At 67.5% G+C, this 25,595-nt stretch carries 25 protein-coding genes and 1 riboswitch; of the genes, 9 read left to right on the forward strand and 16 right to left on the reverse strand.

The genetic code is table 11. The annotated features are described in order from the left end of the window. Positions 1-2: 2 nt before the first annotated feature. Both gcvH and gcvT read right to left on the reverse strand, forming a co-directional pair. Positions 3-362 (reverse strand): glycine cleavage system protein GcvH, encoded by a 360-nt coding sequence (gene gcvH / locus SY26_RS11385; RefSeq protein WP_084693814.1) that lies wholly within the window; start codon positions 360-362, stop codon positions 3-5. Between the two features lie 11 nt (positions 363-373). Continuing rightward, positions 374-1,489: a glycine cleavage system aminomethyltransferase GcvT gene (gene gcvT / locus SY26_RS11390; RefSeq protein ID WP_046000592.1), complete on the reverse strand. Its 1,116-nt coding sequence runs from the start codon at positions 1,487-1,489 to the stop codon at positions 374-376. Positions 1,490-1,647: 158 nt separating this feature from the next. After that, positions 1,648-1,737: riboswitch (glycine riboswitch) on the reverse strand. 147 nt (positions 1,738-1,884) lie between these two features. Between gcvT and SY26_RS11395 the strand changes: the two genes are divergently transcribed. Further along, on the forward strand, positions 1,885-3,594 hold the full coding sequence (locus tag SY26_RS11395) for a hypothetical protein (protein WP_046000593.1): 1,710 nt from the start codon (positions 1,885-1,887) through the stop codon (positions 3,592-3,594). Here SY26_RS11395 and SY26_RS11400 read toward each other — a convergent pair. The 8 genes from SY26_RS11400 to SY26_RS11435 form a co-directional block, all read right to left on the reverse strand. Next, positions 3,591-4,670 (reverse strand): ABC transporter ATP-binding protein, encoded by a 1,080-nt coding sequence (locus SY26_RS11400; RefSeq protein WP_046000594.1) that lies wholly within the window; start codon positions 4,668-4,670, stop codon positions 3,591-3,593. The two genes, SY26_RS11395 and SY26_RS11400, sit on opposite strands and share 4 nt — an antisense overlap. Before the next feature lie 64 nt (positions 4,671-4,734). Beyond that, a complete protein-coding gene (locus tag SY26_RS11405; protein ID WP_045982353.1) occupies positions 4,735-5,514 on the reverse strand; it encodes an SDR family oxidoreductase in 780 nt (259 codons plus the stop codon). A gap of 138 nt (positions 5,515-5,652) precedes the next feature. After that, positions 5,653-6,336 (reverse strand): ribulose-phosphate 3-epimerase, encoded by a 684-nt coding sequence (gene rpe, locus SY26_RS11410; protein ID WP_046000595.1) that lies wholly within the window; start codon positions 6,334-6,336, stop codon positions 5,653-5,655. Between the two features lie 28 nt (positions 6,337-6,364). After that, positions 6,365-7,291, reverse strand: coding sequence for a CbbX protein (gene cbbX / locus SY26_RS11415; RefSeq protein ID WP_369799428.1), 927 nt, complete (start codon positions 7,289-7,291; stop codon positions 6,365-6,367). A gap of 74 nt (positions 7,292-7,365) precedes the next feature. Then, a complete protein-coding gene (locus SY26_RS11420; RefSeq protein WP_045982330.1) occupies positions 7,366-7,785 on the reverse strand; it encodes a ribulose bisphosphate carboxylase small subunit in 420 nt (139 codons plus the stop codon). A 12-nt stretch (positions 7,786-7,797) separates the two neighbouring features. Next, a complete protein-coding gene (locus SY26_RS11425) occupies positions 7,798-9,258 on the reverse strand; it encodes a form I ribulose bisphosphate carboxylase large subunit (protein ID WP_046000596.1) in 1,461 nt (486 codons plus the stop codon). Positions 9,259-9,279: 21 nt separating this feature from the next. Beyond that, positions 9,280-10,152: a phosphoribulokinase gene (locus SY26_RS11430; RefSeq protein WP_046000597.1), complete on the reverse strand. Its 873-nt coding sequence runs from the start codon at positions 10,150-10,152 to the stop codon at positions 9,280-9,282. Positions 10,153-10,159: 7 nt separating this feature from the next. Then, on the reverse strand, positions 10,160-11,038 hold the full coding sequence (locus SY26_RS11435; protein ID WP_052715247.1) for a hypothetical protein: 879 nt from the start codon (positions 11,036-11,038) through the stop codon (positions 10,160-10,162). A 98-nt stretch (positions 11,039-11,136) separates the two neighbouring features. Between SY26_RS11435 and cbbR the strand changes: the two genes are divergently transcribed. Continuing rightward, entirely contained in the window at positions 11,137-12,069 is a 933-nt protein-coding gene (gene cbbR, locus SY26_RS11440) for a LysR family regulator CbbR (RefSeq protein ID WP_046000598.1), read from the forward strand. A gap of 117 nt (positions 12,070-12,186) precedes the next feature. On the opposite strand, the gene SY26_RS11445 is transcribed toward cbbR, so the two are convergent. Then, positions 12,187-12,855, reverse strand: coding sequence for a flagellar hook capping FlgD N-terminal domain-containing protein (locus tag SY26_RS11445; protein WP_045982334.1), 669 nt, complete (start codon positions 12,853-12,855; stop codon positions 12,187-12,189). Positions 12,856-12,864: 9 nt separating this feature from the next. Further along, positions 12,865-14,127, reverse strand: coding sequence for a flagellar hook-length control protein FliK (locus SY26_RS11450; RefSeq protein WP_046000599.1), 1,263 nt, complete (start codon positions 14,125-14,127; stop codon positions 12,865-12,867). A gap of 104 nt (positions 14,128-14,231) precedes the next feature. On the opposite strand from SY26_RS11450, the gene SY26_RS11455 reads away from it, so the two are divergent. The 7 genes from SY26_RS11455 to carB all read left to right on the forward strand — a co-directional run bounded on the left by SY26_RS11455 (position 14,232) and on the right by carB (position 20,915). After that, positions 14,232-14,477: a rod-binding protein gene (locus SY26_RS11455; RefSeq protein WP_046000600.1), complete on the forward strand. Its 246-nt coding sequence runs from the start codon at positions 14,232-14,234 to the stop codon at positions 14,475-14,477. Continuing rightward, positions 14,474-14,791 carry a hypothetical protein gene (locus SY26_RS11460; protein WP_046000601.1) on the forward strand — a complete coding sequence of 106 codons (318 nt, stop codon included), beginning with the start codon at positions 14,474-14,476 and terminating at the stop codon, positions 14,789-14,791. The genes SY26_RS11455 and SY26_RS11460 overlap by 4 nt, the downstream gene beginning before the upstream one ends. Before the next feature lie 169 nt (positions 14,792-14,960). After that, a complete protein-coding gene (locus SY26_RS11465) occupies positions 14,961-15,803 on the forward strand; it encodes a flagellin (RefSeq protein WP_045982357.1) in 843 nt (280 codons plus the stop codon). An 86-nt stretch (positions 15,804-15,889) separates the two neighbouring features. Next, on the forward strand, positions 15,890-16,255 hold the full coding sequence (gene flaF, locus SY26_RS11470; protein WP_052714760.1) for a flagellar biosynthesis regulator FlaF: 366 nt from the start codon (positions 15,890-15,892) through the stop codon (positions 16,253-16,255). After that, positions 16,252-16,656 (forward strand): flagellar biosynthesis repressor FlbT, encoded by a 405-nt coding sequence (flbT, locus tag SY26_RS11475; protein WP_045982339.1) that lies wholly within the window; start codon positions 16,252-16,254, stop codon positions 16,654-16,656. The genes flaF and flbT overlap by 4 nt, the downstream gene beginning before the upstream one ends. A 7-nt stretch (positions 16,657-16,663) precedes the next feature. After that, the gene (locus tag SY26_RS11480; protein ID WP_052715248.1) at positions 16,664-17,437 is read left to right on the forward strand and encodes a DUF1217 domain-containing protein; all 774 of its coding nucleotides are present in this window, start codon (positions 16,664-16,666) and stop codon (positions 17,435-17,437) included. Positions 17,438-17,576: 139 nt separating this feature from the next. After that, a complete protein-coding gene (gene carB, locus SY26_RS11485; RefSeq protein ID WP_046000602.1) occupies positions 17,577-20,915 on the forward strand; it encodes a carbamoyl-phosphate synthase large subunit in 3,339 nt (1,112 codons plus the stop codon). Between the two features lie 472 nt (positions 20,916-21,387). Here the strand turns inward: carB and SY26_RS11490 are convergent. From SY26_RS11490 to SY26_RS11510, 4 genes are all read right to left on the reverse strand, one after another. Continuing rightward, a protein-coding gene (locus SY26_RS11490) for an IS3 family transposase (protein ID WP_157020482.1) occupies positions 21,388-22,475 on the reverse strand; the annotation gives its coding sequence in 2 pieces (ribosomal slippage) (positions 21,388-22,226 and positions 22,226-22,475; 1,089 coding nt in all). A gap of 309 nt (positions 22,476-22,784) precedes the next feature. Next, entirely contained in the window at positions 22,785-23,537 is a 753-nt protein-coding gene (locus SY26_RS11500) for a glycosyltransferase family 2 protein (RefSeq protein ID WP_046000603.1), read from the reverse strand. Next, positions 23,534-25,087 (reverse strand): glycosyltransferase family 39 protein, encoded by a 1,554-nt coding sequence (locus SY26_RS11505; RefSeq protein WP_084693816.1) that lies wholly within the window; start codon positions 25,085-25,087, stop codon positions 23,534-23,536. The genes SY26_RS11500 and SY26_RS11505 overlap by 4 nt, the downstream gene beginning before the upstream one ends. After that, positions 25,084-25,359, reverse strand: coding sequence for a lipid-A-disaccharide synthase N-terminal domain-containing protein (locus SY26_RS11510; protein WP_046000604.1), 276 nt, complete (start codon positions 25,357-25,359; stop codon positions 25,084-25,086). Before SY26_RS11510 ends, SY26_RS11505 begins: the two co-directional genes overlap by 4 nt. Positions 25,360-25,595: the final 236 nt, after the last annotated feature.

Raw genomic sequence — 25,595 nt, forward strand, 5'->3', positions numbered from 1 at the left:
CTTCAGTCGACCAGCGCCTTGTAGGCGGCCTCGTCCATGAACCCGTCCAACGCACCGGCATCCGTGGGCTTGATCCGGAAGAACCAGGCGGCCATCGGATCGCCGTTCACGTCGCCGGGGCTGTCCGACAGCGCCTCGTTCACCGCGGTGATCGTGCCCGCTACCGGGGCCGTGATGTCGGACGCGGCCTTGACGCTCTCGATCACCACGATCTCGTCGCCGGCGGACACCTCGCGCCCCTCCTCGGGCAGCTCGATGAACACCACGTCGCCCAGCTGTTCGCTGGCATGCTTGGTGATGCCCACGACGATCTCGTCGCCCTCGGCGCGCAGCCATTCGTGGTCTTCGGTGTATTTCAGCATGATCAGGTCCTTCAGCGTTTATAGGATGGGGTGACGAAGGGCAGGGCGCAGACCGTCAGGGGCATGCGCTTGCCGCGCAGCTCCGCCTGGATCGTGGCGCCCTCGGGGATGTCGGCGGGAATGCGGGCCATGGCGATCGGGCCGCCCACAGACGGTCCGAAGCCGCCCGAACCGACCGTCCCGATGGGCGTCCCGTCATCGGCGAACAGCGCGACTCCCTCACGGATCGGTGCGCGGCCCTCGGGGCGCAGCCCGCGGCGGGTGACGGCGGGCGATCCCAGTTCGGCCAGCACCGCGTCGGCGCCGGGAAACCCGCCCGCCCGTGCGCCACCCGCGCGACGCACCTTGGGGATCGACCAGCCAAGCGCCGCCTGCGCGGGCGTCACGCCCCCGTCCATGTCATGACCGTAAAGCGGCATCCCCGCCTCCAGCCGCAGGCTGTCGCGCGCCCCCAGACCGATGGGCGCCACCTCGGGCTCTGCCAGCAGCGCCCGCGCGAAACCCTCCAGCCGGGACTCGGGAACCGAGATCTCGAACCCGTCCTCTCCGGTATAGCCCGACCGCGACACCCAAAGCGTCGCCCCATCCCAGTCCAGCGCGGTGCTGTCCATGAACCGCATCGCCGCGACCCCCGGCACCAGCCGGGCCAGCGCCGCCTCCGCTTGCGGCCCCTGCAGCGCCACCAGCCCGCGATCCGTCACCGGCGTCACCGTCACGCCCGCCAGACCGCGCAGATGCGCGATGTCCTGTTCCGCACAGGCCGCATTCACGACCAGCAGGTAATGATCGCCCCGGTTGGCGAACATCAGGTCGTCCAGGACCCCGCCCGCATCGTTGGTGAACAGGCCGTAACGCTGCCGCCCGGGTGCCAGGCCCGCGACATCTGCGGGGATCAGCGTCTCCAGCGCCGCGGCGGCGGTGGCCATGTCGCCATCGTCAGGGGTGACCAGCACCTGTCCCATGTGGCTGACGTCGAACAGCCCGGCCCGCGCACGGGTGTGCAGATGTTCGGCCATCACCCCCATCGGGTACTGCACGGGCATGTCCCAGCCCGCGAAGGGCACCATGCGGGCGCCCTGTTCGACATGAAGGTCGTAAAGACCGGTCCGGCGGCTCGTCTCGGCCATCTGGCCTCCTGCGTGTCTGCCGGGCAGCCGGCATCGGTTGGACGGGGAATGCCCCCGTGCGTCGATGCCCCCTCTGTCCGTGCCGGTGCCCCTGTCGGGACTTGGGCGCCTGAGATCGTTATCCCTTCGGCGGGCCTCTCGGCCACTCTCCAGAGTTCTTGGGGAAGACGGTCCTTTTGCCTGAGAGCTTGCCGGGGCGGCTTCTCCTTCGGCCCCGGCGCAGCGCCGGTGTCTCCCGAATTCCTGCCCTCGGTGCTAGCCGCCCCCTTGCGGCAAGGCAAGACCTTTGTCGCAGCCGTGCGTCAAAGCGGCGCTTTCCGCCCAAGGGCCGGGCAAACGTTGACAGGCCCCGCCCCCATGCGCATCGTCGCGGCTTGCCCCCGGACAGGTCGCCCATGCCGCCCAAGTTCTTCCAGATCGGCTTCAACAAATGCGGCACGACCTTCATCGCGCGCCTGTTCGACCTGAACCGCATCCCGGCTGCACACTGGCTGGAAGGCGCGCTGGCCGATGACATCGCTTATGCCAAGCTGACCGGTGCCCGGCCGCTGGCGCGATGGGCTGACAGCGTCACGGCCTTTACCGACATGGAATCGGTGCGCTTCCTGAACATGCCGGTGATCGAAGGGTTCCGCGAATTTGCCCTGCTGGATCGTCACTATCCCGGTTCAATCTTCCTGCTGAACACCCGCCGGGTCGAGGACTGGATCGCCAGTCGCTATCTGCACCGGGGCGGCGCCTATGCCCGCAGCATCGCGGCCAATCTGGGCGTTTCCCTGGGCGATCTGGGCGACATCTGGGCGCGGGACTGGGCCGACCACCTGTCCGCCGTGCGGGCGCATTTCGCGGGCCGTCCCACCTTCATCGACATCGACATCGACCAGGCCGCCCCCGAGGATTACCGCCGCGCCCTGTCGCCTTGGTACGACCTGCCGCATCTGCCCGCCCTGCCGGGCGCGGGGGTGCGCCAGGCCCGGCGTACCAACCTGCCGCGGGTGCTGGCGATGATGCAGACGGCGGTTCCCGGCACCGACATCGACCCCGACCGTCACGCCCGGCTGGCGGCGCGCCTGGCCCGGCTGGCCGCGCCCGCCCGCCTGCGGCAAAAGGGTACGGTCGACCGCCCGCCCCATGCGCAGGCACTGTGCCTGGACATGGATCAAGGCCGCCTGCGCACGGCCGACGGGGCCGACCTGCCGCTGCATCGCGGGCCGGACGGGCGGTTCTACCTGGCCGCACAGCGCCCCGGCCTGCTGCGCGCGGCGGCGGTGGCCAATGACATCGCCGCGCTGACAGATCGGGGGCGGTACTGGCTGGACATGCGCCCCGCGACGTTCGCGGGCAGCGGACCGGACGATCCCGCCGACGGACCGTTGATCGCCAGCCTGCGCCGCACGGGGGCGCGCAACGTGTTCCTGTGGCCCGCGCCCTGGCTGCACCGCATCGGCAATGACGGCTTTCCCGGCGCGCCCGCGGGCGACGACCCCGCATGGCAGGACCGCGCCGACGTGGCGGGGTGGCACGGAACGCTGTCCGGCCATCACGGCCGCCTGACGGCCGAGGGCGCGATCACCGCCCTGCTGACCAACGCGCCGGGCTCCGACGCCTTCGCACAGGCGGTCGATGCCTTGCCGCGGATGTCGCGCTGGCGGTTCCTGACCGACCATGCAGGACGCGACGGCGTCGACCTGGCGCTGATCCCCGATGCGCGTGTCGCGCGGGCGCTGGACCGCGCCGGGCTGCGCCCGCCTGCGCCGCAGGCGTCGCCCCGGCCGCCGCGCCACGCCCTGTGCCTGTCCGGCTCCGAGGGGGATGCAGACCTCCTGCCCCTGGTCAACAGCCACGCGGTGGTGATCCGCCAGGATGACGGCTGGGAAAGCTTTGCGGGGCGGCTGTTCCGGCCTTGGGTCCACGTCATTCCGATGGCGCAGGACGGGTCCGACCTGCCTGACCGGCTGGCCTGGGCCCGCGCAAACCCGGACGCCTGCCGGCAGATGTCGCGCAAGGCGCGCAGGCTGTGCCATGCCTTGGCCGATCCTGCCGGGCGCAGGCTGCATCTGGCACAGGTGCTGGCCGATTACCGCCGCGCCACGGGCCAGGACTAGCGGCGCGGAAAGACGAAGACCCGGTCGCGGCGCAGCATCAGCCACATCGGCGTCCCGGCAGGCGGCAGGAACACCCCCGGCACCGTCGCGTTCAGCGGGATGCCGCCCGCATCGGTCGCGAACTCGACCAGCGATTCGCGGCCCAGATAGCGGGCACGCGTGACCCGCGCGAGCGCGGCGCTGCCGTTTTCGGCGGTGGGGGCGGGGCCCTGTCCGGCGCGGTCGAAATCCATCTTCAGGTGCTGGGGCCGGATGACGATGTCAACCTCTGCCCCCTCGGGCAGGCCGGGGGTCAGGAACTGGCCGAAGGGCGTGTCGGTCAGCGCGCCCTGCACCCGTCCCGTCAGCACGTTGATGTCGCTGAAGAACCCCGCCGCCAGCCGGTCCACCGGCGCGTTGTAGAGGTTGTAGGGCGCACCCTGCTGCACGATCCGGCCCCCCCGCATCAGCAGGATCTGATCGGCCATGCGCATCGCCTCGTGCGGCTCGTGGGTGACCAGCAGGACGGCGGTGCCCTCATCCTTCAGCAGGGCCAGCGTCTCGTCGCGGATGCCGTCGCGCAGGCGCTCGTCCAGGCCGCTGAACGGCTCGTCCATCAACAGGACGCGCGGCCGCGGGGCCAGGGCGCGCGCCAGGGCCACGCGCTGCTGCTCTCCGCCGGACAGCTCATGCGGATAGCTGTCGATATGGGCGGTCATGCGCACGCGGTCCAGCAGCTCGGCCACGCGGTCGCGGTTGGACTTCCAGCCGCCGGCCAGGCCGAATGCCACGTTCTCGCGCACGGGCAGATGCGGGAACAGCGCGAAGTCCTGGAACATCAGCCCGATCGCGCGGCGTTCGGGCGGGATGCGGAACTGGGTGTCGCAGACCAGCTGGCCGTCGACGAAGATCCGCCCCCGGTCCTGCATGTCGACGCCTGCCACGATGCGCAGCGTGGTCGATTTGCCGCAGCCCGACGGGCCCAGCAGGCAGGCCACCTGGCCCGCCTCGACCTGGAAGCTGACATCGTCCACCACCGCCTGCCCGTCGAATCGGCGGGTCAGTCCCTGAACTTCCAGGCGGGGGGGCACGGTCACGGGCGATCCTTGGCGTTTTGGTCGGGGTTGCGTATCAGGCGCGCCCCCGCCTCGCAACAGGGCCTCAGACCGTGACGTTCAACGCGCCGCCGTCCAGCAGCACGTTCTGCCCGACGATGAACCGCGCCTGCTGGCTGCACAGGAACGCGCAGGTCGCGCCGAAATCGGCAGCCGTGCCATAGGTGCCGGTGGGGATGGTCGCCTGCCGCTGTGCGCGGGCCTGATCGACGGTGATGCCCTGCGCGGACGCCACGCCGCCATCCAGGCTGTCGGCGCGGTCGGTCGCGTGGATGCCGGGCAGCAGGTTGTTCACGCAGACGCCCTTGCCGGCGACCTGGCGCGACATGCCGGCCACGAACCCGGTCAGCCCGGTGCGCGCCGTGTTGGACAGCCCCAGCACCGAGATCGGCGACCGCACCGATGCCGAGGTGATGTTCACGACCCGGCCCCAGCCGCGGTCCATCATGCCCGGCACCAGCGCCTGCATCAGGGCGATGGCCGACAGCATGTTGGCGTCGATGGCACGGATGAAATCGTCGCGCGTCCAGTCCTGCCAGTCGCCCGGCGGAGGGCCACCCGCATTGGTGACCAGGATGTCGGCGTGCCCGACGGCGGCCAGCACGCGGGCGCGGCCCTCCTCGGTCGTGATGTCGGCGGCGACCGGGGTGACCTCGACGCCATGCCGTTCAGCGATCTCGCGGGCGGTCCGGGTGATCTCGGCCTCGGTGCGGGCGTTGATGACCAGGTTCACGCCGGCCTCGGCCAGTGCCTCGGCGCAGCCGCGCCCCAACCCCTTGGACGCCGCACAGACCAGCGCCCGTTTGCCCTTGATCCCCAGATCCATCGTGTTCTCCCTCTGCGTTCGACGCGCAGGAAACGCGGGCGGGGCGGCATTGTCAAACGCGATGACGGCGGCGATGCGCGGCGGGGCGCAGCCCCGCGGCAAGGAAGGGGCCTCGACGGCCCCGCCCTTGCCCCATGCTCACTCCGCGATGGCCTTGCGGATCGCGCGCATGTTCGTGCCATAGACGTCGGGCCGGTCCACCGACCCGCCCTTGAAGACCGCCGATCCCGCGACCAGCACGTCGGCCCCGGCCTGTGCCACCAGCGGCGCCGTCGCCGGGTCCACCCCGCCATCCACCTGGATATGGATCGGCCGATCGCCGATCATCCCGCGCAGGCGGGCGATCTTGTCGACCTGGCTGTGGATGAACTTCTGCCCGCCGAAACCGGGGTTCACCGTCATCACCAGCACCATGTCGCACAGGTCCAGCAGGTATTCGACCGCCTCGACCGGGGTGCCGGGGTTCAGCGCGATCCCGGCCTTTTTGCCCGTCGCACGGATCGCCTGCAGGGTGCGGTGCGGATGCGGCCCGGCCTCGACATGGGCGGTGATCATGTCGGCGCCCGCCTCGGCATAGGCCTCGATATAGGCGTCGACCGGCGCGATCATCAGATGCACGTCCATGACCGTCTTGACATGCGGGCGGAACGCCTTGACCGCCGGGGGGCCGAAGGTCAGGTTCGGCACGAAATGCCCGTCCATCACGTCGACATGCACCCAGTCGGCGCCCTGCGCCTCGATGGCGCGGATCTCGGCCCCGAAATTGGCGAAATCGGCGGACAGGATCGATGGGGCGATCTTGATCGTGCGGTCGAAATCCATGGCGCTCTCCAGTCTGTTCGGGCGGGGTTCACTCCGCTGCGGCCTGCCTGCTGGCGCGGTCCACGTCAAGACCGCCGTCGAAGACCCGGCTGGCGCGGATGTCCGGCGCGCTCAGCGTGGATAGGGCGGCGGCGTCCAGCGGCCCCTGCGCCTCGGTGAACAGACGGTTCGCCTGCCGCAGCCGGGCGCGGTCCAGCGCGTTCCGGATCGACCGGGCGTTCGCGAAATGCGGCTGCGTGCGCCGCGCGGCGATGTACTGGCCCATCGCGGTGCGGGCCGCGTCGTCCAGGCGATAGTTCTGCCGCGCCAGCATGCCTTCGCAGATGTGCAGCAGCTCGTCGTCGCTGTAGTCCGGAAACTCGATGTGATGGGCGATCCGCGACCGGAACCCGGGGTTCGAGGCAAAGAACCGGTCCATCCGGTCGCCATAGCCCGCCAGGATCACCACCAGGTCGTCGCGGTTGTTCTCCATCACCTGCAGCAGGATCTCGATCGCCTCCTGCCCATAGTCGCGCTCGTTCTCGGCCCGGTAGAGGTAATACGCCTCGTCGATGAACAGCACGCCCCCCATCGCCTTCTTCAGGACCTCCTTGGTCTTGGGCGCGGTATGGCCGATATACTGGCCCACCAGGTCGTCGCGCGTGACGGTCACCAGGTGCCCCTTGCGGACATAGCCCAGCCTGTGCAGCAGCGTGGCCATCTTCAGCGCGACGGTCGTCTTGCCCGTGCCGGGATTGCCGGTGAAGCTCATGTGCAGGGTCGGCGTCTCGGTCGCCAGGCCCAGCCGCCGCCGCGCCCGGTCGACCAGCAGCAGCGCCGCCGTCTCGCGGATGCGCGCCTTGACGGGGGCCAGGCCCACCAGCTCCCGGTCCAGTTCGGCCAGGACCTCGGCCACGCCGCTGTCGGCAAAATCTTGGGCAAGGTCGACATGGGTCGGGACGTCTTCGGTCATCATGCACCTCTTTCGTGGAATGCGTCCGGGCGATGGGAGGACACCGCCCGGACCTGGCCCTGCTGAGGAGAAACCTCTTAGGGATAGCGTGCGCCCTCGGGCTCGCGCATGGCGTAACTCTCGATGCTGTATCGGACCGTCCGGCCCTCGCCCTCCTGGCGCACCAGCCGAAAGCCCGGTTCCACCGCCGGGCGGTTCACGATCATCGCCATGCGGATCGATTCCCATCCGGGCGAGGCATCGAAGGCGATGACGCGGATATAGACGCCGCCATGCACCTTGCGGCATTCGTTGACCTCGAACACCACCGCCGCGGCGTCGGGATTGTCGAACATCGGGTGGCCCCACATCTCCCAGTACGTGTTCCGGGGATGCGGATCGTCGGTGTATTCGACCGATACCGCCCAGCCCCTGTCGATGGCGTACTGGGCCTGCACGCGGATGTCGTCATCCGACAGGTCGGGCAGAAAGCTGAACTGGCCTTGGGTCATCTTCATGGCTCTGGCTCCTCAGTGGGACACTTCGGGGGTGGGCGCGAAATCGGGCGCATCGGTCGAGGCATAGTCGAAGCTGACGTCCTTCCAGACATCCAGGGCCTGCTTCAGCGGCGTGCAGGTGCGTGCGGCGTCGCGCAGGATGTCCTCGCCCTCGTTCCAGATGTCGCGGCCCGAATTGCGCGCGAACACCATCGCCTCCAGCGCGACGCGGTTGGCCTGCGCGCCGGCGGCGATGCCGTGGGGGTGGCCGATCGTGCCGCCGCCGAACTGCAGCACGACATCCTCGCCCAGGTAATGCAGCAGCTGGTGCATCTGGCCGGCATGGATGCCGCCCGACGCCACCGGCATCATCTTGTTCAAGCTGGCCCAATCCTGGTCGAAGAAGATCCCGTTCTCCAGCGCCATGGGATTCCGCTCCTCGCGGAAGATGTCGTAATATCCCCTGGTGGTCGCCGGATCACCCTCCAGCTTGCCCACGACGGTGCCTGCGTGCAGGTGGTCGACGCCGGCCAGGCGCATCCATTTCGCGATCACGCGAAAGCTGACGCCGTGGCTGCGCTGGCGGGTATAGGTCGAATGCCCGGCCCGGTGCAGGTGCAGGATCATGTCGTTGTCGCGCGCCCATTTGGCCATCGACTGGATGGCGGTGTACCCGATCACCAGGTCAATCATCACGATCACCGACCCAAGCGATTTCGCGAACTCGGCCCGCGCGTACATCTCCTCCATCGTGCCGGCGGTGACGTTCAGGTACGTCCCCTTGACCTCTCCGGTCGCGGCGCTGGCGCGGTTCACCGCCTCCATGCAGTACAGGAACCGGTCCCGCCAATGCATGAAGGGCTGGCTGTTGATGTTCTCGTCGTCCTTGGTGAAATCAAGACCGCCCTTCAGCGCCTCATAGACGACGCGGCCATAGTTCCGGCCCGACAGGCCCAGCTTGGGCTTGACCGTGGCACCCAGCAGCGGGCGGCCATAGCAGTTCAGGCGCTCGCGCTCGACCACGATGCCGGTGGCGGGACCCTGGAACGTCTTCACATAGGCCACGGGCAGGCGCATGTCCTCCAGCCGCAGGGCCTTCAGCGGCTTGAAGCCGAAGACGTTGCCGATGATCGACGCGGTCAGGTTGGCGATGCTGCCCCCCTCGAACAGGTCAAGGTCATAGGCAATGTAGGCAAAGAACTCTCCGCGGCCGTTGGGGACGGGGTCCACGCGATAGGCCTTGGCGCGGTACTTGTCGCAGGCGGTCAGCCGGTCGGTCCAGACCACGGTCCAGGTCGCGGTGCTGCTTTCGCCCGCCACCGCCGCCGCGGCCTCGACCGCGTCCACCCCGTCCTGCGGCGTGATGCGGAACAGCGCGATGATGTCGGTGTCCTTGGGGGTATAGTCCGGCTCCCAGTATCCCATCTGCGCGTATTTCAGCACCCCGGCAGAGTACCGCTTTTTCGCGTCCAACTTGGCTGGCATCTCGTTCATGGTCAGTCCTCCGTGAAAGGGTCAGGCGCGCTTGGCGTCATGGGTCAGGCGCAGGATCATCGGCGTCAGGATCAGCTGCATCGCCAGGTCCATCTTTGGGCCGGGCACGACGATCGAGTTGGCGCGGCTCATCCAGGATCCGTCGATCATCTGGGTCAGATAGGGAAAATCGATGCCCCTCGGGTTGCGGAACCGGATCACCACCAGGCTTTCGTCGGCGGTGGGGATCCAGCGGGCGATGAACGGGTTCGACGTGTCGACGACCGGCACCCGCTGGAAATTGATGTCGGTCTGGGTGAACTGGGGACAGATGCAGTGCACATAGGCGTGCATGCGCCGCAGGATGGTGTCGGTCACGGCCTCGGTCGAATAGCCGCGCTGGGCGCTGTCGCGGTGGATCTTCTGGATCCATTCCAGGTTGATCACCGGCACCACGCCGATCTTCAGGTCGGCCAGCGCGGCCAGGTTGACGCTGTCGTTGGCCACCGCCCCGTGCAGCCCCTCATAGAACAGCAGGTCGCTGCCGTCGGGAAAGGGGGCCCAGTCCGTGAAGGTGCCGGGCGGGGTGCCCCAGCGTTCCGCCTCGCGGTCGTCATGGACGTAATGGCGGGTCTGGCCGCGCCCCGTTTCGCCATAGACGCGAAAGATCTCCTCCAGCGCCTGCAGTTCGTTGGCGTCGAAGCTGAAATGGCTGAAGGTCGCGTCGCCCGCGGCCAGCCGCGCGGCCAGTTCGGCCTTCATCGCGGCGCGGTCATAGCGGTGGAAGGCATCGCCCTCGATGCTGACGGCGGTGATGCCCTCGCGGCGAAAGATCTGGTCGAAGGTCGACTTGACCGTGGTGGTGCCCGCGCCCGAACTGCCGGTGACCGAGATGATGGGATGCTTGTGGCTCATGGGGTCCTCAGGTGCGGAACAGGCCGCGATGGCCGAACAGGGCCGACACCTCGGCCTCGGGCAGATCGTGATAGGCGGCGACGCGGTCGACCTTGTCGACGCAGCCGAAGACCAGCGGCGTGCGGCTGTCGAACCCGGTGATCACCGCGTCCAGGATCGGCAGCGCGCCGTCCGTCGCCCGTCCCCCGGCCTGTTCGATCAGGAACGCGATGGGCGCCGCCCGGTGCAGCATCGACAGGCTGCCCCGTGCATGCCCCGACCGCGCATCGGCGGGCGCCAGGTAGATGCCGCCGCGCATCAGGATCCGATGCGCCTCGGCCACCAGCGACGGGGTCCAGCGCAGGTCGATGGTCCGTCCGCGCGGGCCCTGAACGCCGGCCAGGCAGTCGTCGACATAGGCCCGCACGGGGCGGGGCCAGTGGCGGTACTGCGACATGTCGATGGCCAGGTCGCGCACGGTGTCGGGCAGGGTGGCCCGCGCCCGTTCGATGGCGAAGGCCCACCCGTCCAGCGCCTGCACCTGCACACCGTCGCCGCAGGTCAGCACCATCAGGCAGCGCGGTCCGTGCATCACGTATCCCGCCGCCCGCATCTGCCGCGCGGGGCGCAGAAAGCTGTCCTCGGCCGTGGCCGCCGCGTCGAAGATCGCGAACAGGGTGCCCGTGGGGGCATTGGCATCAGGCTGGTCGGGCGGCGAATGCGCGATGGCCAGGGCCAGCGCGCCCTGCGGATCGCCCCCTTCGGGCGTGGCCCGATCCGCCCGGCTGATCCAGCGCAGCCCCTTGCCTCGCAGCGCAACCCCCGTGGCCAAGTGGCGCGCCAGATCATCCAGGCAGGCGTGCAGATCGGCCGGGATCAGGTCCGTGTCGATGGTCGCTTCGGTCATCGTCCCCTCCCCGGCACGAGTGCTGCCAGGGGACATTGACAGGCGACCGTGTTTCGGAAAATTTAATAAGTCGAAAGACGCATTCAGGAATTCTTAATGTGCGCCATGATTCCGTCACCCTGCGCCAATTGCGCGCCCTGCGCGCGGTCGCCGACAGCGGCAGCCTGACCCTGGCCGCGGCGCAGCTGGGCCTCAGCCCGCCCGCCATTCACAGTCAGCTGAAATCGCTGGAGGATCTGGCTGGGGCGCCGTTGCTGCAGCGCGCCGAGCACGGGGCGTTTCGCGCCACCGCGCAGGGTCGTGCCCTGCTGATGGCAGAGGCCCAGATCGCCACCGCACTGGCCCGCGCCGGGCGCGAGGTCGCGTCCCTGGCCCAGGGGCACAGCGGCAACGTGGTCCTGGGGGTGGTGTCCACCGGCAAGTATTTTGCGCCCTTCCTAGTCGCCACGCTGCAACGCGCCCTGCCGCGGATCGAGGTGACTCTGCGGATCGGCAACCGCGACGCGATCCTGGCCGCGCTGGCCGCGGATGAGCTGGACCTGGCGATCATGGGCCGCCCGCCGCGCGAACCCGCCGTGATCGCCGCCCCCATCGGGCCGCATCCGCACATTATCATCGCCGCACCCGACCATCCGCTGGCCGCCCAGGACCCGGTGATGCCGATGGACCTGCTGTCCCAGACCTTCCTGTCGCGCGAGGAGGGGTCCGGCACCCGCATCCTTATGACCCGTTTCCTGGACCGCATCGGCGAAGGTACGCCCTGGCGCGCGACCGAGATGGGCACGAATGAGACGATTAAGCAGGCGGTGATCGCGGGCCTGGGGATCGCGCTGATCTCTCAGCATACCTGCACGGAGGAATTGCGCACCGGCCGCCTGGTTGCGCTGCAGGCCATCGGCCTGCCCATCCAGCGCAGCTGGTACCTGCTGCACCGCGCCGACCGCGCGCCCAGTCCGGCCACCGAACGCATCCGCGCGGCCATCGCGGGTCTTGGCGGCAGCTTCCTGCCGCGTCTGGAGGGGCGCGGCTGATCTTGCCGGTTCCGGGTCGTGTTGTCGTGCGGCCGTCGCCCGGGCAAATACGAACGGCCGGCCGCTATGGCGGGCCGTTCCCCTAATCCACCGACACCGCCTCTTAACGCTGATCCGTCAGCCGGCGTCGCGCAGGGCCGTGACCTCTCCCGCCGGGGCAGAGGCGCCGCCTTCGAACACGACCCGCCCACCGCTGGCGTCGAACTGCGCCTCGACGATGCGGGCGTAGGCGCCGACCTTGCTCTCCAGGATCATCTCGCCGCCGCGCCGGCTCTCCAACGTAAAGCTGTACAGCCCGTCAGGCAGCTTGGTGTCGTCGGCGCTGCGGCCCAGCCAGTCGATCTGGCCCTCTCCGGGGCCGATCTCCTCGCGCGTCACCTCGCGGCCTTGCGCGTCGCGGGTGACCAGCTGCACGCTGTCGGCCAGGGAATGCGGCACCACGTCCAGGGTGATGGCGTCGTCGCCGAACCAGACCGGGGCGGTGGTCCGCCCCTCCTTGCCGATCCAGCCCGCGATGCCCGCACCACCCGCCTGCCCGGCCATCTGCTCCAGGAACTTGTTGCTCAGCGCCGCCTGTTCGACCCCGGCGAACGTCGCCAGCTGGATCGCAAAGTCTGTGCTTTCCATAGGGTTCAGGGGATCCTGGTTCTGCAGCTGCGCGGTCAGCATGGTCAGGAACGTCTGAAAGTCCCCTCCCGCGCCGGCGCCTGCGAACCCGCCCGCGCCTGCCGCAGAGGGGGTGGCCGCGGGAATGGTCACTGTCGGGCTGGTGATCGCGTCAACCATGAAAGGCTCCTATAATCTGATGTCCAGGCGGCGGTCGCTCAACGCGGTGGGCGACATGCGGACCCGCAAGGGGGCGGCCGAAAAGGGAATGTCGTCGTCATCGCTGGCACGGCCCTGCGCAGGCTGGCTGTCGCTGCGGTCGTCGCGGCGGAAATCCAGACTGCCCGCGGACACGCCCGCATCGGCTAGCTGCTGCGTCAGCAGGTCCGCGTTGCGGCGCACCAGGTCCAGCGTCTCGGGGCGCTCGGCCCAGATGGTGATCTGGCCGCGATCTGGGCCCGACATGACCAGGCGGATGCGGCCCAGCTCCTCGGGGGACAGGGCGATCTCGGTCCGGTCGCCACGGGTGCTGACCAGCGCGTCGGTGACCTGCTGCAGCACGGGGCGCGGATCGTGCGACGCAGCCTGCCAGCCGGACCCGGCAGCGGCAGTGGCCCGTGCGGCGGCGGGGGTGTGCGAATCGGTGCCGAACGGCAATTCGGCCAAGGTCTCCGCAAGGCCTGCGGGCAGGGCGATCTCGGACCGAGCGGCAGTGATCGGGTCGCGGGCCACCGTTGGCGCCGGACGGTCCGGTGCCGCCCGGTCGACCGGGGGCGGGGCGGCGTTGCTCGGGCTGGCATCGACGGGACGGGCGGTCGCGGCGTTCTCGGTCGCCGTGATCGGACGGCCCGGGCGCGCCGGCGCGACAGGCTGGCCGCCGCCATGGACCGGGGCCACCTGTGCGGCGTTTGCCCCAGGCAGGGTGGGGGCCGGGTTGGCGGCCTGCTGCGTGACGCCTGCAGCGACGATGGGGGTCGTGGTCGGCGCGACTGCGGTCTGCACAGCCGGCGCGTCCGCGGGATCAGTCGCAGCAGGGGTCGTCGGGTCGGTCGATTGCGGTGCCGTTGGAACCGCATCGCCGATCAGGCTCGCATCGGATGTCCGTGCGTCCACGGGCAGCAGGCTGGCCAAAGGATCACCGCCCTGAATGTTGGCTGATTCGTCAATCTCGGGCGCTGGCAGCTGCGGAAGGCCTGCCGCCAGCGCCTCGATCGCGGGATCGGTACCGGGCGGTGCGCTGAACTCTCCGCTGAAGCCCATCTGCTGCTCTAGCCATGCCGCAAGCGGGTCCTGCGGTGGTGCCGGCACCGCGGCCGTCGGGGCGGCTGGTACCATCGCGCCAGCCGACCAGACATCGAAACCCGATTCGCCCGTCACGGGAACAGGTGTCGCCGCATCGACGGAGACATCGGCGCGGGCGGGCATGGGCGATATGATCTGGATGTCAGCCATGAAAAAGCCTCTTTGGGTTTTTTCCTGATTAGTCCTTATTCCTTACCAATTATTTACGACGCCCCGATATTTTGAATCCTATCGTCATATGCAGCGGGGACAGAATGCAGATCGAACCGATTATTCCCACGGCGGCTCAAAAGCCCTCGTCCGTGGCCGTCGCGAATCAACTTGAACAGGCATTTCTGGAGGAGATGCTGAAATATTGCGGCCCCGGCCCGTCCGAAGGCGCCTTTTCCGGCGGCGCCGGAGAGGAGCAGTTCTCCAGCTTCCTGACGCGCGAACATGCGGGGCTGTTGGCGGAACGCCTGGACCTGGGGTTTGCCGCCATGCTGGAGGGCCGCGCATGAGCCGCGCCCTGACCCGCCAGGTGGCCCAGATCCGCGGCGCGCTGATGGCCGGAAATGCACAGGCCGCGCTGGCAGGATTGGACGAACTGACCCGCATCGCCGCGCGCAGGGGCATCGACACCCCCACCCGTGATCTGCTGGAGCCCGCCTTGGCCGACCTGCGCACGCTGGCACAGGCCTCGCTCAAGGGCGCGCAGCAGGCGGCCGAACAGGTGCGCGCCATCGTCCAGGCCGCGCGCAGCCTGCAGACCTATGATTCCCTGGGTCAGCGCCACGTGAATGAAACCCGCGCGAATGCACCGCAAAGGTTTTGATAAAATGCGTCGGAAGGTTTGTTTGAGAGGAGGGCCGATATTCACTAGTTGTCAATAACCGGCCGCTAAACCGGGGACATGCCAGGGAAATGGCAAGGGCAACCGCCCGACAGGTCAGAAGGCCACAAGATGCAAACTGGGTGCAAAGCACCTTATATTGGAGGACACCATGTCCAGCATTCTGACCAACAACAGCGCCATGGTCGCGCTGCAGACCCTGAAGAGCATCAACTCGCAGCTGGGTAAAACCCAGTCCGACATCGCGACCGGCAAGACCGTCGCGAACGCCAAGGACAACGCTGCCGTCTGGGCGATCTCGAAAGTCATGGAAACCGACCAATCGGCATTCAAGACGATCCAGTCGAACCTGAACGTAGCCGACGCCGTGGTGGGAACCGCCCGCGCTGGCGCCGAGCAGATCACCGATCTGCTGAAGGAGATGAAGAACCTGGCGATCGGCGGTGCCAACGACGCTGCTGACTTCGGCAAGATCCAGACGGATATGGCGAAGAAGGTCGAGCAGATCACCGCGATCATCGAGGGGACGCAGCTGAACGGCGTCAACCTGCTGAAGACGAACCCGACCGGCACCAACACCGCCTTCACGGTTCTGGGTTCGCTGGACCGCACCAACGGCACCGTGGCCACCGGTGCTGCCAACATCGAGGTCGACTCGGTCGACTTCGAGGCAGGCCTGGATGTCGCCGGTCTGACCGCGGTCACCGACCGTGCCTCGGCCGAAACCGCGATCGGCGAGATCGAGGCCCTGATCGACGTCGCTGTTCAGGGTGCCGCCGATCTGGGTTCGGCCGGCAAGCGGATCTCTGACCAGTCCAGCTTCGTGGGCAAGCTGTCGGACTCGCTGAAAACCGGCATCGGCTCGCTGGTCGACGCCGACATGGAGGAGTCGTCGGCTCGCCTTCAGGCCCTGCAGACGCAGCAGCAGCTGGGCATCCAGGCGCTGTCGATCGCCAACCAGGGGCCGTCGGCCGTCATGTCGCTGTTCCGCTGATAAGACCGGCGGGCGCCCCAAGGGCGCCCGCCACCCTCTGAATATCATTCAGCCCCTGATCACACTCCAGAATGGGAAGCACGATCTTGAACGCGGTAACGCCACTGACCGACCATGGCTACAGGACATCCGCCATCCGCTCTCCGCGCGATGCGGAATACGACATCTTCTCGCGCGTCACGCGCATGCTGCGGCAGGCCCCGCGAAAGGCCGACAACACCGATACCATCCAGGCGGTGCACAAGAATTCCGAACTGTGGACGATCCTGGCAACCGACCTTGCCGACCCCGGCAACGGGCTGCCCGATCAGGTCAAAGCCGGCCTGATCTCGCTGGCGGGATTTGCCATCCGCCACGGTCAGGCCGTGATGGCGGGCAGCGCCCAGACCGATCCGCTGATCGACATCAACATGACCGTCATGCGCGGTCTGCGCGGAGAGGGCGCACCATGAGCGGCCTTGTCCTCAAGCTGGCACCGAACGAACGCGTCCTGATCAACGGCGCGGTGATCGAGAACGGCGACCGCCGCACCAAGATCGCGATCAAGACGCCCAATGTGAACGTCCTGCGCCTGCGCGATGCGATCCATCCCGACAGCGCCCAGACACCGGTGTCGCGCGCCATGTATGTCGCGCAGATGATCCTGTCCGGCGATGCCGAACCGTCCGAGGGCCGCCGGCAATTGCTGATCGCCATCGAACAATTGAGCCAGGTGTTCGACGATCGCGACAGCCGCCTGCTGTTGGCCGAGGCCAGTGCCGCCGCGGTCGATGCGAATGCCTATCAGGCGCTGCGCAAGCTGCGCGATCTGCTACCCCGAGAGGCGCGGCTGTTCGCCGCCGCCCGGACGTGAGGGTATCATGACCATCTCTGTCGGCGCCACGGGCCTGCTGGGCTGGAAGATCGTCCAGCGAACCGAGGCCCGGCAGATCGAATCCGTTGCCCGCGACCCTGTGGTCCAGCGCAGCACGACCTACTTTCGTGACAAGATCGCGGCCACCACCAAGGCCGAGGAGTTAGTCAAGGATTACCGCCTTTTGAGCACGACGCTTTCGGCCTTCGGGCTGGAGGCGGACCTGCCCAACAAGGCCTTCATCCAGAAAGTCCTGGAAAGCGATCCCGCGGACAAGTCGTCTCTGGTCAACCGTCTGGCCGACAAGCGCTATCTGCGCATGAACGAGGCGATGGGCTTTGGGTCGACGAAGCCCGCCAAGGATCTGGCCGACACCATCAGCACCGCCTTTGTGCAGCGTGAATTCGAACGGCGCATCGGTGAAAGCGACGACAACCTGCGTCTTAGCCTGAATGCCCGGCGCGAGGTGCAGGAGCTGGCAGGCCGCACCTCGACCGACCGGACCCTGTGGTTCGAGGTCATCGGCAACGCCCCGCTGCGCAAGGTCTTTCAGGGTGCATTCGGGTTCGGCGACAACTATGCCCGACTGCCGATCGACCGCCAGTTGGAGGAATACACCAAGGCCTCGGAGAGGCTGCTGGGCAGTTCCAGCTTCAAGGATATTTCCAAGCCCGAGAACGTGGAGAAGCTGATCCAGACCTTCATGGCGCGATCGCAGCTGACCACGTCGCCGACGGCCAATCGCTACAGCGCGGCGCTGACCCTGTTGCAGAACTTCTGACCCTGCGTCACCCTGGCGGCGGGCAAAGCCTGATTTCCACGCGCCAGCAGCCCGCCGCACCTTGCGCCCAAGACGTGGCTGGCTATAACCCCGGACGATTTGCCGCGATCGATGCACGACCAGCCCGGGGGCCAGAACCATGCCGAAACGTACCGATATCAAGTCGATCCTGATCATCGGGGCAGGGCCCATCGTCATCGGGCAGGCCTGCGAGTTCGACTATTCCGGGGCCCAGGCCTGCAAGGCGCTGCGCGAGGAAGGTTACCGGGTCATCCTGGTGAACTCGAACCCGGCGACGATCATGACCGATCCGGAAATGGCCGATGCCACCTATATCGAGCCGATCACCCCCGAGATCGTCGAAAAGATCATTGCCAAGGAACGCCCCGACGCCTTGCTGCCGACGATGGGCGGTCAGACCGGGCTGAACACCGCGCTGGCACTGGCCGACAGCGGCGCGTTGAACCGCTATGGGGTCGAGCTGATCGGCGCGCAGCGCAGCGCCATCGAGATGGCCGAGGACCGCAAGCTGTTCCGCGAGGCGATGGACCGCATCGGCCTGGAGAATCCCAAGGCCACGATCATCGCCGCCCCCAAGCTGGCATCGGGCAAATACGACATCAATGCCGGCGTCAGCCAGGCGATGGACGCGCTGGAGGAGATCGGCCTGCCCGCGATCATCCGCCCGGCCTTCACCCTGGGCGGCACCGGCGGCGGCGTGGCCTATAACCGCGACGATTACGAACGCATTGTCCGGTCGGGCCTAGACGCCTCGCCCATGGCGCAGGTTCTGATCGACGAAAGCCTGCTGGGCTGGAAGGAGTACGAGATGGAGGTCGTGCGGGATCGCAACGACAACGCCATCATCGTCTGCGCGATCGAGAACATCGACCCGATGGGCGTGCATACCGGCGACAGCATGACCGTCGCCCCGGCCCTGACCCTGACCGATCGCGAATACCAGATCATGCGCACGGCCAGCATCGCGGTCCTGCGCGAGATCGGCGTCGAGACTGGCGGTTCCAACGTGCAATGGGCAGTGAACCCCGCCGACGGCCGCATGGTCGTGATCGAGATGAACCCCCGCGTGTCGCGGTCGTCCGCGCTGGCCTCCAAGGCCACCGGCTTTCCGATCGCCAAGATCGCCGCGAAGCTGGCGGTGGGATACACGCTGGACGAGCTGGACAACGACATCACCCGCGTCACGCCCGCCAGCTTCGAGCCCAGCATCGACTATGTCGTGACCAAGATCCCGCGCTTTGCGTTCGAGAAGTTTCCGGGCAGCAAGCCCGACCTGACCACCGCGATGAAGTCCGTGGGCGAGGTCATGGCGATCGGCCGCAGCTTCCACGAATCGCTGCAGAAGGCGCTGGCCTCGATGGAGAACGGCCTGACCGGCCTGGACGAGATTGCCATCGAGGGCGCGTCCGAGCAGGGCAAGCCCGCCGTCATCGCTGCCCTGTCCAAGGCCACCCCCGACCGCATCCGCGTCATCGCCGAGGCGATGCGGTTCGGCCTGTCCGATGACGAGATCCACCGCGTCACCAGCTTTGACCCGTGGTTCCTGGCCCGCATCCGCGAGATCATCGATGTCGAGCATCAGATCCGCGAGAACGGCCTGCCGACCGATGCCGACGGGATGCGCCGCATCAAGATGATGGGCTTTACCGATGCCCGTCTGGCCCACCTGACCAAGACCGACGAGACCACGGCCCGCCGCGCCCGGCGCAACCTGGACATCCGTCCGGTGTTCAAGCGCATCGACACCTGCGCGGCCGAGTTCGAGGCCCAGACCCCCTACATGTATTCCACCTACGAGGCGCCTGCGATGGGCGACGTGGAATGCGAATCCCGCCCCACCGACGCGAAAAAGGTCGTCATCCTGGGCGGCGGTCCGAACCGCATCGGCCAGGGGATCGAGTTCGACTATTGCTGCTGCCACGCCTGCTATGCGCTGACGAAGGCGGGCTACGAGACGATCATGATCAACTGCAATCCAGAAACAGTCAGCACCGATTACGACACCTCGGACCGGCTGTATTTCGAACCGCTAACCTTCGAACACGTGCTGGAGATCCTGCATACCGAACAGCAGAACGGTACCCTGCACGGCGTCATCGTCCAGTTCGGTGGCCAGACGCCGCTGAAGCTGGCCAATGCGCTGCAGGACGAGGGTATCCCGATCCTGGGCACGACCCCCGACGCCATCGACCTGGCCGAGGACCGCGAGCGGTTCCAGCGCCTGCTGCAGGATCTGGGCCTCAAGCAGCCGATCAACGGCATCGCCAGCAGCGACGCCCAAGCCATCGAGATCGCCGAGCGCATCGGCTTTCCGCTGGTCATCCGCCCGTCCTATGTTTTGGGTGGCCGCGCGATGGAGATCGTGCGCGACATGGACCACCTGCGCCGCTACATCACCGAGGCCGTGACCGTCAGCGGGAAAAGTCCAGTCCTGCTGGACAGCTATCTGTCCGGCGCGATCGAGGTCGACGTCGATGCCCTGTGCGACGGCGAGACCGTCCATGTCGCGGGCATCATGGAGCATATCGAGGAGGCCGGCGTCCATTCGGGCGACAGTGCCTGTTCGCTGCCGCCCCACACGCTGGATGCGGCGACCGTCGCGGAACTCAAGATCCAGACCACGGCCATGGCCCGTGCGCTTAAGGTCAAGGGCCTGATGAACGTACAGTTCGCCCTGAAGGACGGAGAGATCTTCGTGCTGGAGGTCAACCCCCGCGCCAGCCGCACCGTCCCCTTCGTCGCCAAGGCCACCGACAGCGCCATCGCCTCGATCGCCGCGCGCCTGATGGCGGGCGAGCCGATGTCGAACTTCCCCGCGCGTGCGCCCTATCCCGAAGGCGTTGGCCCGGAAACCGACCTGCCCTTTGCCGACCCGATGACGCTGGCCGACCCGATCACGCCCTGGTTCTCGGTCAAGGAGGCCGTGCTGCCCTTCGCCCGCTTCCCCGGCGTCGACACGCTCCTGGGCCCCGAGATGCGCTCGACCGGAGAGGTCATGGGCTGGGACCGCAACTTCGCGCGCGCCTTCCTCAAGGCGCAGATGGGCGCGGGCACCGACCTGCCGACCACCGGCCGCGTCTTCCTGTCCGTCAAGGACGCCGACAAGACGCCCGCTTTGGCGCAGGCCGCCCGCGACCTGGTGACGATGGGCTTCGATCTGGTCGCGACCTCGGGCACCGCCGATTTCCTCGACGCGCAGGGCGTGGCGTCCACCCGCGTGAACAAGGTCTATGAAGGCCGTCCGAACATCGTCGATCGCCTCAAGAACGACGAAATCGCGATGGTCCTGAACACGACCGAGGGCGTCCAGGCCATCGCCGACAGCCGCGACATCCGCGCCGTTGCCCTCTACGACAAGATCCCCTATTTCACCACGGCCGCAGGCAGCATCGCCGCCGTGGCAGCGATCAAGTCCCGGGAGGAAGGGGAAGTAGGCGTGAGGTCGCTGCAGGCTTGAAGTTAACTGCCGGGCAGGGGCATCCCTACCCGGCGAACGGCACGTTTAATCAAGAAGACCAATAGCTTTTCCATATACCTCCAGCTTCTTGAGTGTGTAGTTGGCAATGTCCGCGCGACCTGTCCTTGTTCGCCACATCATCTCAATGCGTATTGGCCCACCCTCGGTTTGAGCCAAAATGTCAGACCGGACGGCATATTTGCCGGGTAACGCTACTTCGACATCAAAGCTTGATATTAAGCCCGATTCAACCAAAGCTCGGCAGATCGTCCGATTGACGGCTGCATCGTCTGCTGATGCGATGCGCGCGACCTTCTCGAAGGAGGCGCGACTTTGAGAACCCAATTTTTTTCCCGTGGTGAGTGTTTTTTGTGTGCCTTGAGAAAAAATCGAGCCAAATTCAGACTGTTGTATCCTCAGAACAGCCTCGTCGGGTAATCCTCCCCGTTTTAACGGGGTTTGGTCGTAGAACTCACGCAGCCATTTTCAGTTTCTGTGCGGGTGTTATGCCGCCGATGCCCATGTTGGGTCGCTCGTTGTTGTAAGTCCAGAGCCAGTCGGTTGCGATACTCTGTGCCTCCGCGATGGTTTCAAAAATGTAGAGGTCGAGCCATTCATGGCGGACGGTGCGGTTGTAGCGCTCGACGTAAGCGTTCTGCTGCGGTTTGCCGGGCTGGATGTGGGTCAGGACAATGCCCTGCTTTGCGGCCCAGATTGCCAAGGTTGCGCTGATGTATTCCGGGCCGTTGTCGACCCTGATGGCCATGGGCTTGCCGCGCCACTCGATGATCTGGTTCAGCGCCCGAACCACGCGCTCGGCCGGAAGCGAAAAGTCGACCTCAATGCCCAGACCCTCGCGGTTGAAGTCGTCGAGCACGTTCAGCAGCCGGAATTGGCGACCATCGGCCAGACGGTCGGCCATGAAGTCCATGGACCACACGAGGTTCGGCGCGTCTGGAACCGAGAGCACGTCCGGCTTGTGCCGCTTGATGCGCCGCCTTGGCTTGATCCGCAGGTTCAGTTCCAGTTCGCAGTAGATCCGGCGAACGCGCTTGTGGTTCCAGGCATGGCCACGGACATTGCGCAGATACAGGAAGCATAGGCCGAAGCCCCAGGTTCTGTGCGCCTTGGTCAGGCCCTCAAGAAGATCCGCGATGGTCTCGTTCTCGGCACAGCGCTTCGGGCTGTAACGAAAGCACGTCTCGCTGACCCCAAATGTGCGGCAGGCCAGCGCAATGCTGACCCCCTTCGTTGCCACCGCCCTCGCGGCCAACTCGCGGCGTTGAACTGGCCGCGTCACTTTTTTCCCAAAGCTTCCTTGAGCAGGTCGGCCTGCATGCTCAGGTCCGCGAACATGCGCTTCAGCCGCCGGTTTTCATCCTCCAGCGCCTTCATCTGGCTCATCATGGACGCATCCATACCGCCATACTTCGCCCGCCATTTGTAAAAGCTCGCGCTGCTGATCCCATGCTCTCGGCACAGCTCCGGCACCGCAACACCGCCTTCGGCCTGGCGCAGCACAGCCATGATCTGCGGCTCGGTAAATCGGGTCTTTCTCATTCGAATCTCCTCAGCTCACGCTACGAGAAAATTCTACGAATAAACCCCCTTAACGATGGGGAGGATTACCAGCGCGCCCAATCCGCAGCCCGGTTTCTACCAACAACTCAGCATCCAGCAGCGCAGCCCCTGTCCAGCATCACCACCATTCAATCCTACCCCGCGGGCTAGCCGCGCTCTTGTATCTGGCGGCCGGTAGTGATGCGGACCTCTCCGCCAAGCACGTTCAGGCGAATGGCATGGGCATCGCAGAGGGCCTTTGGATGGCCGTGATGCCGATGGACACTGCAGAGCCGGTGATCATGAGGCTCATGCTGCGCCCCTCAGGTCGGTGGCTCCGGACCGGGCCAGTTCGCGCGTGCGGGGCAGGCGACGGCGGCGGATCAGCCAGGCCGTGCCCAGCAGGTCGACGATGCCCACCGCCGCGCGCCGCAAATTGCCGTATTTGGACCGGCCGAAGGCGCGGGGGGCGTGGGTCACGGGCACGGTCTGCACCCGCAACCCCTCGCGCGCGACCATGGCGGGCATGAAGCGGTGGATGTGATCGAAATAGGGCAGGGCCAGATAAACCATCCGCGGAAAGGCCTTCAGCCCGCAGCCGCTGTCGCGCACGCCGTCGCGCAGCAGAGCGTTGCGGATGCGGTTCGCCGCGGCCGAGGCCAGCCGCCGCGACGGGCGGTCGCGGCGGTCCACCCGCTGGCCCTGGACCAGGCCCAAGGCCGTGTCGCCCCCGGCAAAGGGCGCCAGCAGGGCAGGAATGTTGTCGGGCGGGTTCTGACCGTCCGCATCCAGCGTCACGATCAGCGCCCCGCGCGCGGCCCAGACCCCGCTGCGGATCGCGGCGGACTGCCCGCAGGACCGGTCGTGGCAGATCACCCGCAGCTGCGGCAGCCGCGTCTGCAGCGCGGCCAGTTCCGCTCGCGTTCCATCGCGCGAGGCGTCGTCGACGACGATGATCTCATGCGCGCGGTCCTGCAGGGTGGCGGCGATGCCGGTCAGCAGGGAGGTGATGTTGCCGGCCTCGTCGCGGGCGGGCAGGACGACGGAAATGTCGGGCGTCATGGCGCGACCTCCTGTGAGCGGTGAAGGGTATAGGTCCTGTCGCGGAACGGCAGCCGCAGGACAGGGGTCATGCCAGGGAAGGGCCGGTCCGTCTGGTCCAAAAGCACGCCGCCCGGATGGTCGCGCAGCCACCCCGCAACGGCGTCGTCGGACAGGTGGGCGACCGGGTTCAGCAGGCGTCCGGCAAAGTTTAGCTGCGCATGATAGGTGCCGTCGGTGACGGCGACGCCTGCGGTATCATGGGGCGCCACGGCCCGGCCCAGATCGGTCATGTCATAGCGGGCGAACAGCAGCGGGCTCAGCCCGAGATGCAGCCCGATCATCAGCGCCAGCGGCAGCGCGGCCAGCGCCATGACCGGCGCCCGCAGCCGCAGGAACGCCGCCAGCCCCGTCAGCGCGCAGAGCCCGCCCAAGGCCAGCGACCACAACGGCAGCGGATCGCCAAGCCGTGCCAGCACCGGGATGAACCCTGCGCCCGTGGCCAAAGAGGCCAGGACCAGCCCGATCACGGGCGCGGCCAGCCACAGGTCGCGCCGCCCCCACCGCCGCGCGGGCAGGCCACCCGACAGCAGCAGTGCCAGCGCGGGCAGTTCCGGCAGCAGGTAATGCGCCTGCTTACCGCTTATCAGAGAGAATGCGACGACCGCCCCCACGGCCCAGACCGCCGCCAGCCGCGTGCCGGGATCGGCCCACAGCCGCCTTGGGCGCAGGGCACCAAACCCCGCCCCGGTCCAGCCGAACGGCCAGATCATCGCGGGCAGCAGGGCGGCATAGAACCACCAGGGCTTGCGATGGGCAAAGGATGCCACCATGCGCCCGCCGCTTTGCCGCCACAGGACCTCGGTGCGGTATTCCGGCCCGCCCAGGATCAGCGCGGGCACCAGCCACAGGCCGACCGCCACCAGCGCGACGGCCAGCGCCAGCGCCAGCCCGCCCGCCCACTGTCGCGCCGACGGGCGGTCCGGCCCTGCCCAGAGCGGCATCGACAGCGCCACGGGCAGCACGTGGACCAAGATCACCGGCCCCTTGGCATAGACGCCCAGGGCCACGGCCATCCCCAGGGCGACCCAGGCCCCGCGTCGTGGCCTGCGGACCGCCGACCACAGCGCCAGCATCGCCAGCAGCGTGGCCGCGGTCAGCATCGCGTCGAACATGGTCGTCGATCCGAACAGCAGCCAGACCGGCGATACCGCCAGGATCAGCGCCGCGGCCCCGCCACGCGCCGGCCTGTCCGGCCACAGCCGCAAGGCCAGCAGCCCGGTCATCGCCACGCAGGCCGTCGCGAAGGCCGGCCCGACCAGCCGGGCCGCGAAGGCATCGACGCCCACGACCGCCCAGACCAGGTTGATCAGCCAGAACAGCAGCGGCGGCTTGTGCCCGTAGATCGCCCCGTTCAGATGCGGAACCCAGGGCGACTCGCCGACATGCATCTCCCACGCGGCGGCGACATATCGCGTCTCGTCCACGGGCATCAGCGGACGCAGCAGGATCAGCGTCAGCGCGGTCAGCCCGAACAGCAGCGTGGCGGACAGGACGGGCCGCATCCTCATGCCGCGGCCGTCCGGCGATGCTTGCGGATCAGCATCAGGTTGCGCAGATAGACGAACAGCCCCAGCCCCTGGCCCATCACGAAGACTGGGTCGCCACGCCACAGCGCATAGGCCAGGAGCGTGACCCCGCCCGCCAGCGAGAACCACCAGAACGCGTGCGGGACGACACTGCGTCGCATCCGTTCGCTGGCCAGCCACTGGATGACGAAACGGGCGCTGAACAGCGCCTGCCCCAGAAACCCGATCCCAAGCCAAACCGTCTGTCCCGTCATCCGCCTCGTCGTTGCAGGACAGCTATGCCACGCGAGGCTTGCAGGAAGCGTGCAGTCGAGAGCTTGGATGCGCCGAACTGCATCGTCGATCGCCGGGCGTCTTCCAAAAGGCCGGTCATCGAATGGCCGGGGCCATCCCTCAGGTCATGACAGTTGCAACACCGGGCCGCTGATAGGCCGTGGAATCAGGGGCTGCGCTGGCCCGGACGCCCCATTATGGTTTCAGTCGGATGCGC

Origin of the sequence: Paracoccus sp. 228, from assembly GCF_000967825.1 — a bacterium.
GTDB classification, from domain to species: Bacteria; Pseudomonadota; Alphaproteobacteria; order Rhodobacterales; family Rhodobacteraceae; genus Paracoccus; species Paracoccus marcusii.

Bases quoted from the DNA above. Each gene is read 5' to 3' on its own strand.
- gcvH (WP_084693814.1), bottom strand. From the start codon at position 362: ATGCTGAAATACACCGAAGACCACGAATGGCTGCGCGCCGAGGGCGAC.
- gcvT (WP_046000592.1), bottom strand. From the start codon at position 1,489: ATGGCCGAGACGAGCCGCCGGACCGGTCTTTACGACCTTCATGTCGAA.
- SY26_RS11395 (WP_046000593.1), top strand. From the start codon at position 1,885: ATGCCGCCCAAGTTCTTCCAGATCGGCTTCAACAAATGCGGCACGACC.
- SY26_RS11405 (WP_045982353.1), bottom strand. From the start codon at position 5,514: ATGGATCTGGGGATCAAGGGCAAACGGGCGCTGGTCTGTGCGGCGTCC.
- rpe (WP_046000595.1), bottom strand. From the start codon at position 6,336: ATGGATTTCGACCGCACGATCAAGATCGCCCCATCGATCCTGTCCGCC.
- cbbX (WP_369799428.1), bottom strand. From the start codon at position 7,291: ATGATGACCGAAGACGTCCCGACCCATGTCGACCTTGCCCAAGATTTT.
- SY26_RS11420 (WP_045982330.1), bottom strand. From the start codon at position 7,785: ATGAAGATGACCCAAGGCCAGTTCAGCTTTCTGCCCGACCTGTCGGAT.
- SY26_RS11425 (WP_046000596.1), bottom strand. From the start codon at position 9,258: ATGAACGAGATGCCAGCCAAGTTGGACGCGAAAAAGCGGTACTCTGCC.
- SY26_RS11430 (WP_046000597.1), bottom strand. From the start codon at position 10,152: ATGAGCCACAAGCATCCCATCATCTCGGTCACCGGCAGTTCGGGCGCG.
- SY26_RS11435 (WP_052715247.1), bottom strand. From the start codon at position 11,038: ATGACCGAAGCGACCATCGACACGGACCTGATCCCGGCCGATCTGCAC.
- SY26_RS11445 (WP_045982334.1), bottom strand. From the start codon at position 12,855: ATGGTTGACGCGATCACCAGCCCGACAGTGACCATTCCCGCGGCCACC.
- SY26_RS11450 (WP_046000599.1), bottom strand. From the start codon at position 14,127: ATGGCTGACATCCAGATCATATCGCCCATGCCCGCCCGCGCCGATGTC.
- SY26_RS11455 (WP_046000600.1), top strand. From the start codon at position 14,232: ATGCAGATCGAACCGATTATTCCCACGGCGGCTCAAAAGCCCTCGTCC.
- SY26_RS11460 (WP_046000601.1), top strand. From the start codon at position 14,474: ATGAGCCGCGCCCTGACCCGCCAGGTGGCCCAGATCCGCGGCGCGCTG.
- SY26_RS11465 (WP_045982357.1), top strand. From the start codon at position 14,961: ATGTCCAGCATTCTGACCAACAACAGCGCCATGGTCGCGCTGCAGACC.
- flbT (WP_045982339.1), top strand. From the start codon at position 16,252: ATGAGCGGCCTTGTCCTCAAGCTGGCACCGAACGAACGCGTCCTGATC.
- SY26_RS11480 (WP_052715248.1), top strand. From the start codon at position 16,664: ATGACCATCTCTGTCGGCGCCACGGGCCTGCTGGGCTGGAAGATCGTC.
- carB (WP_046000602.1), top strand. From the start codon at position 17,577: ATGCCGAAACGTACCGATATCAAGTCGATCCTGATCATCGGGGCAGGG.
- SY26_RS11500 (WP_046000603.1), bottom strand. From the start codon at position 23,537: ATGACGCCCGACATTTCCGTCGTCCTGCCCGCCCGCGACGAGGCCGGC.
- SY26_RS11505 (WP_084693816.1), bottom strand. From the start codon at position 25,087: ATGAGGATGCGGCCCGTCCTGTCCGCCACGCTGCTGTTCGGGCTGACC.
- SY26_RS11510 (WP_046000604.1), bottom strand. From the start codon at position 25,359: ATGACGGGACAGACGGTTTGGCTTGGGATCGGGTTTCTGGGGCAGGCG.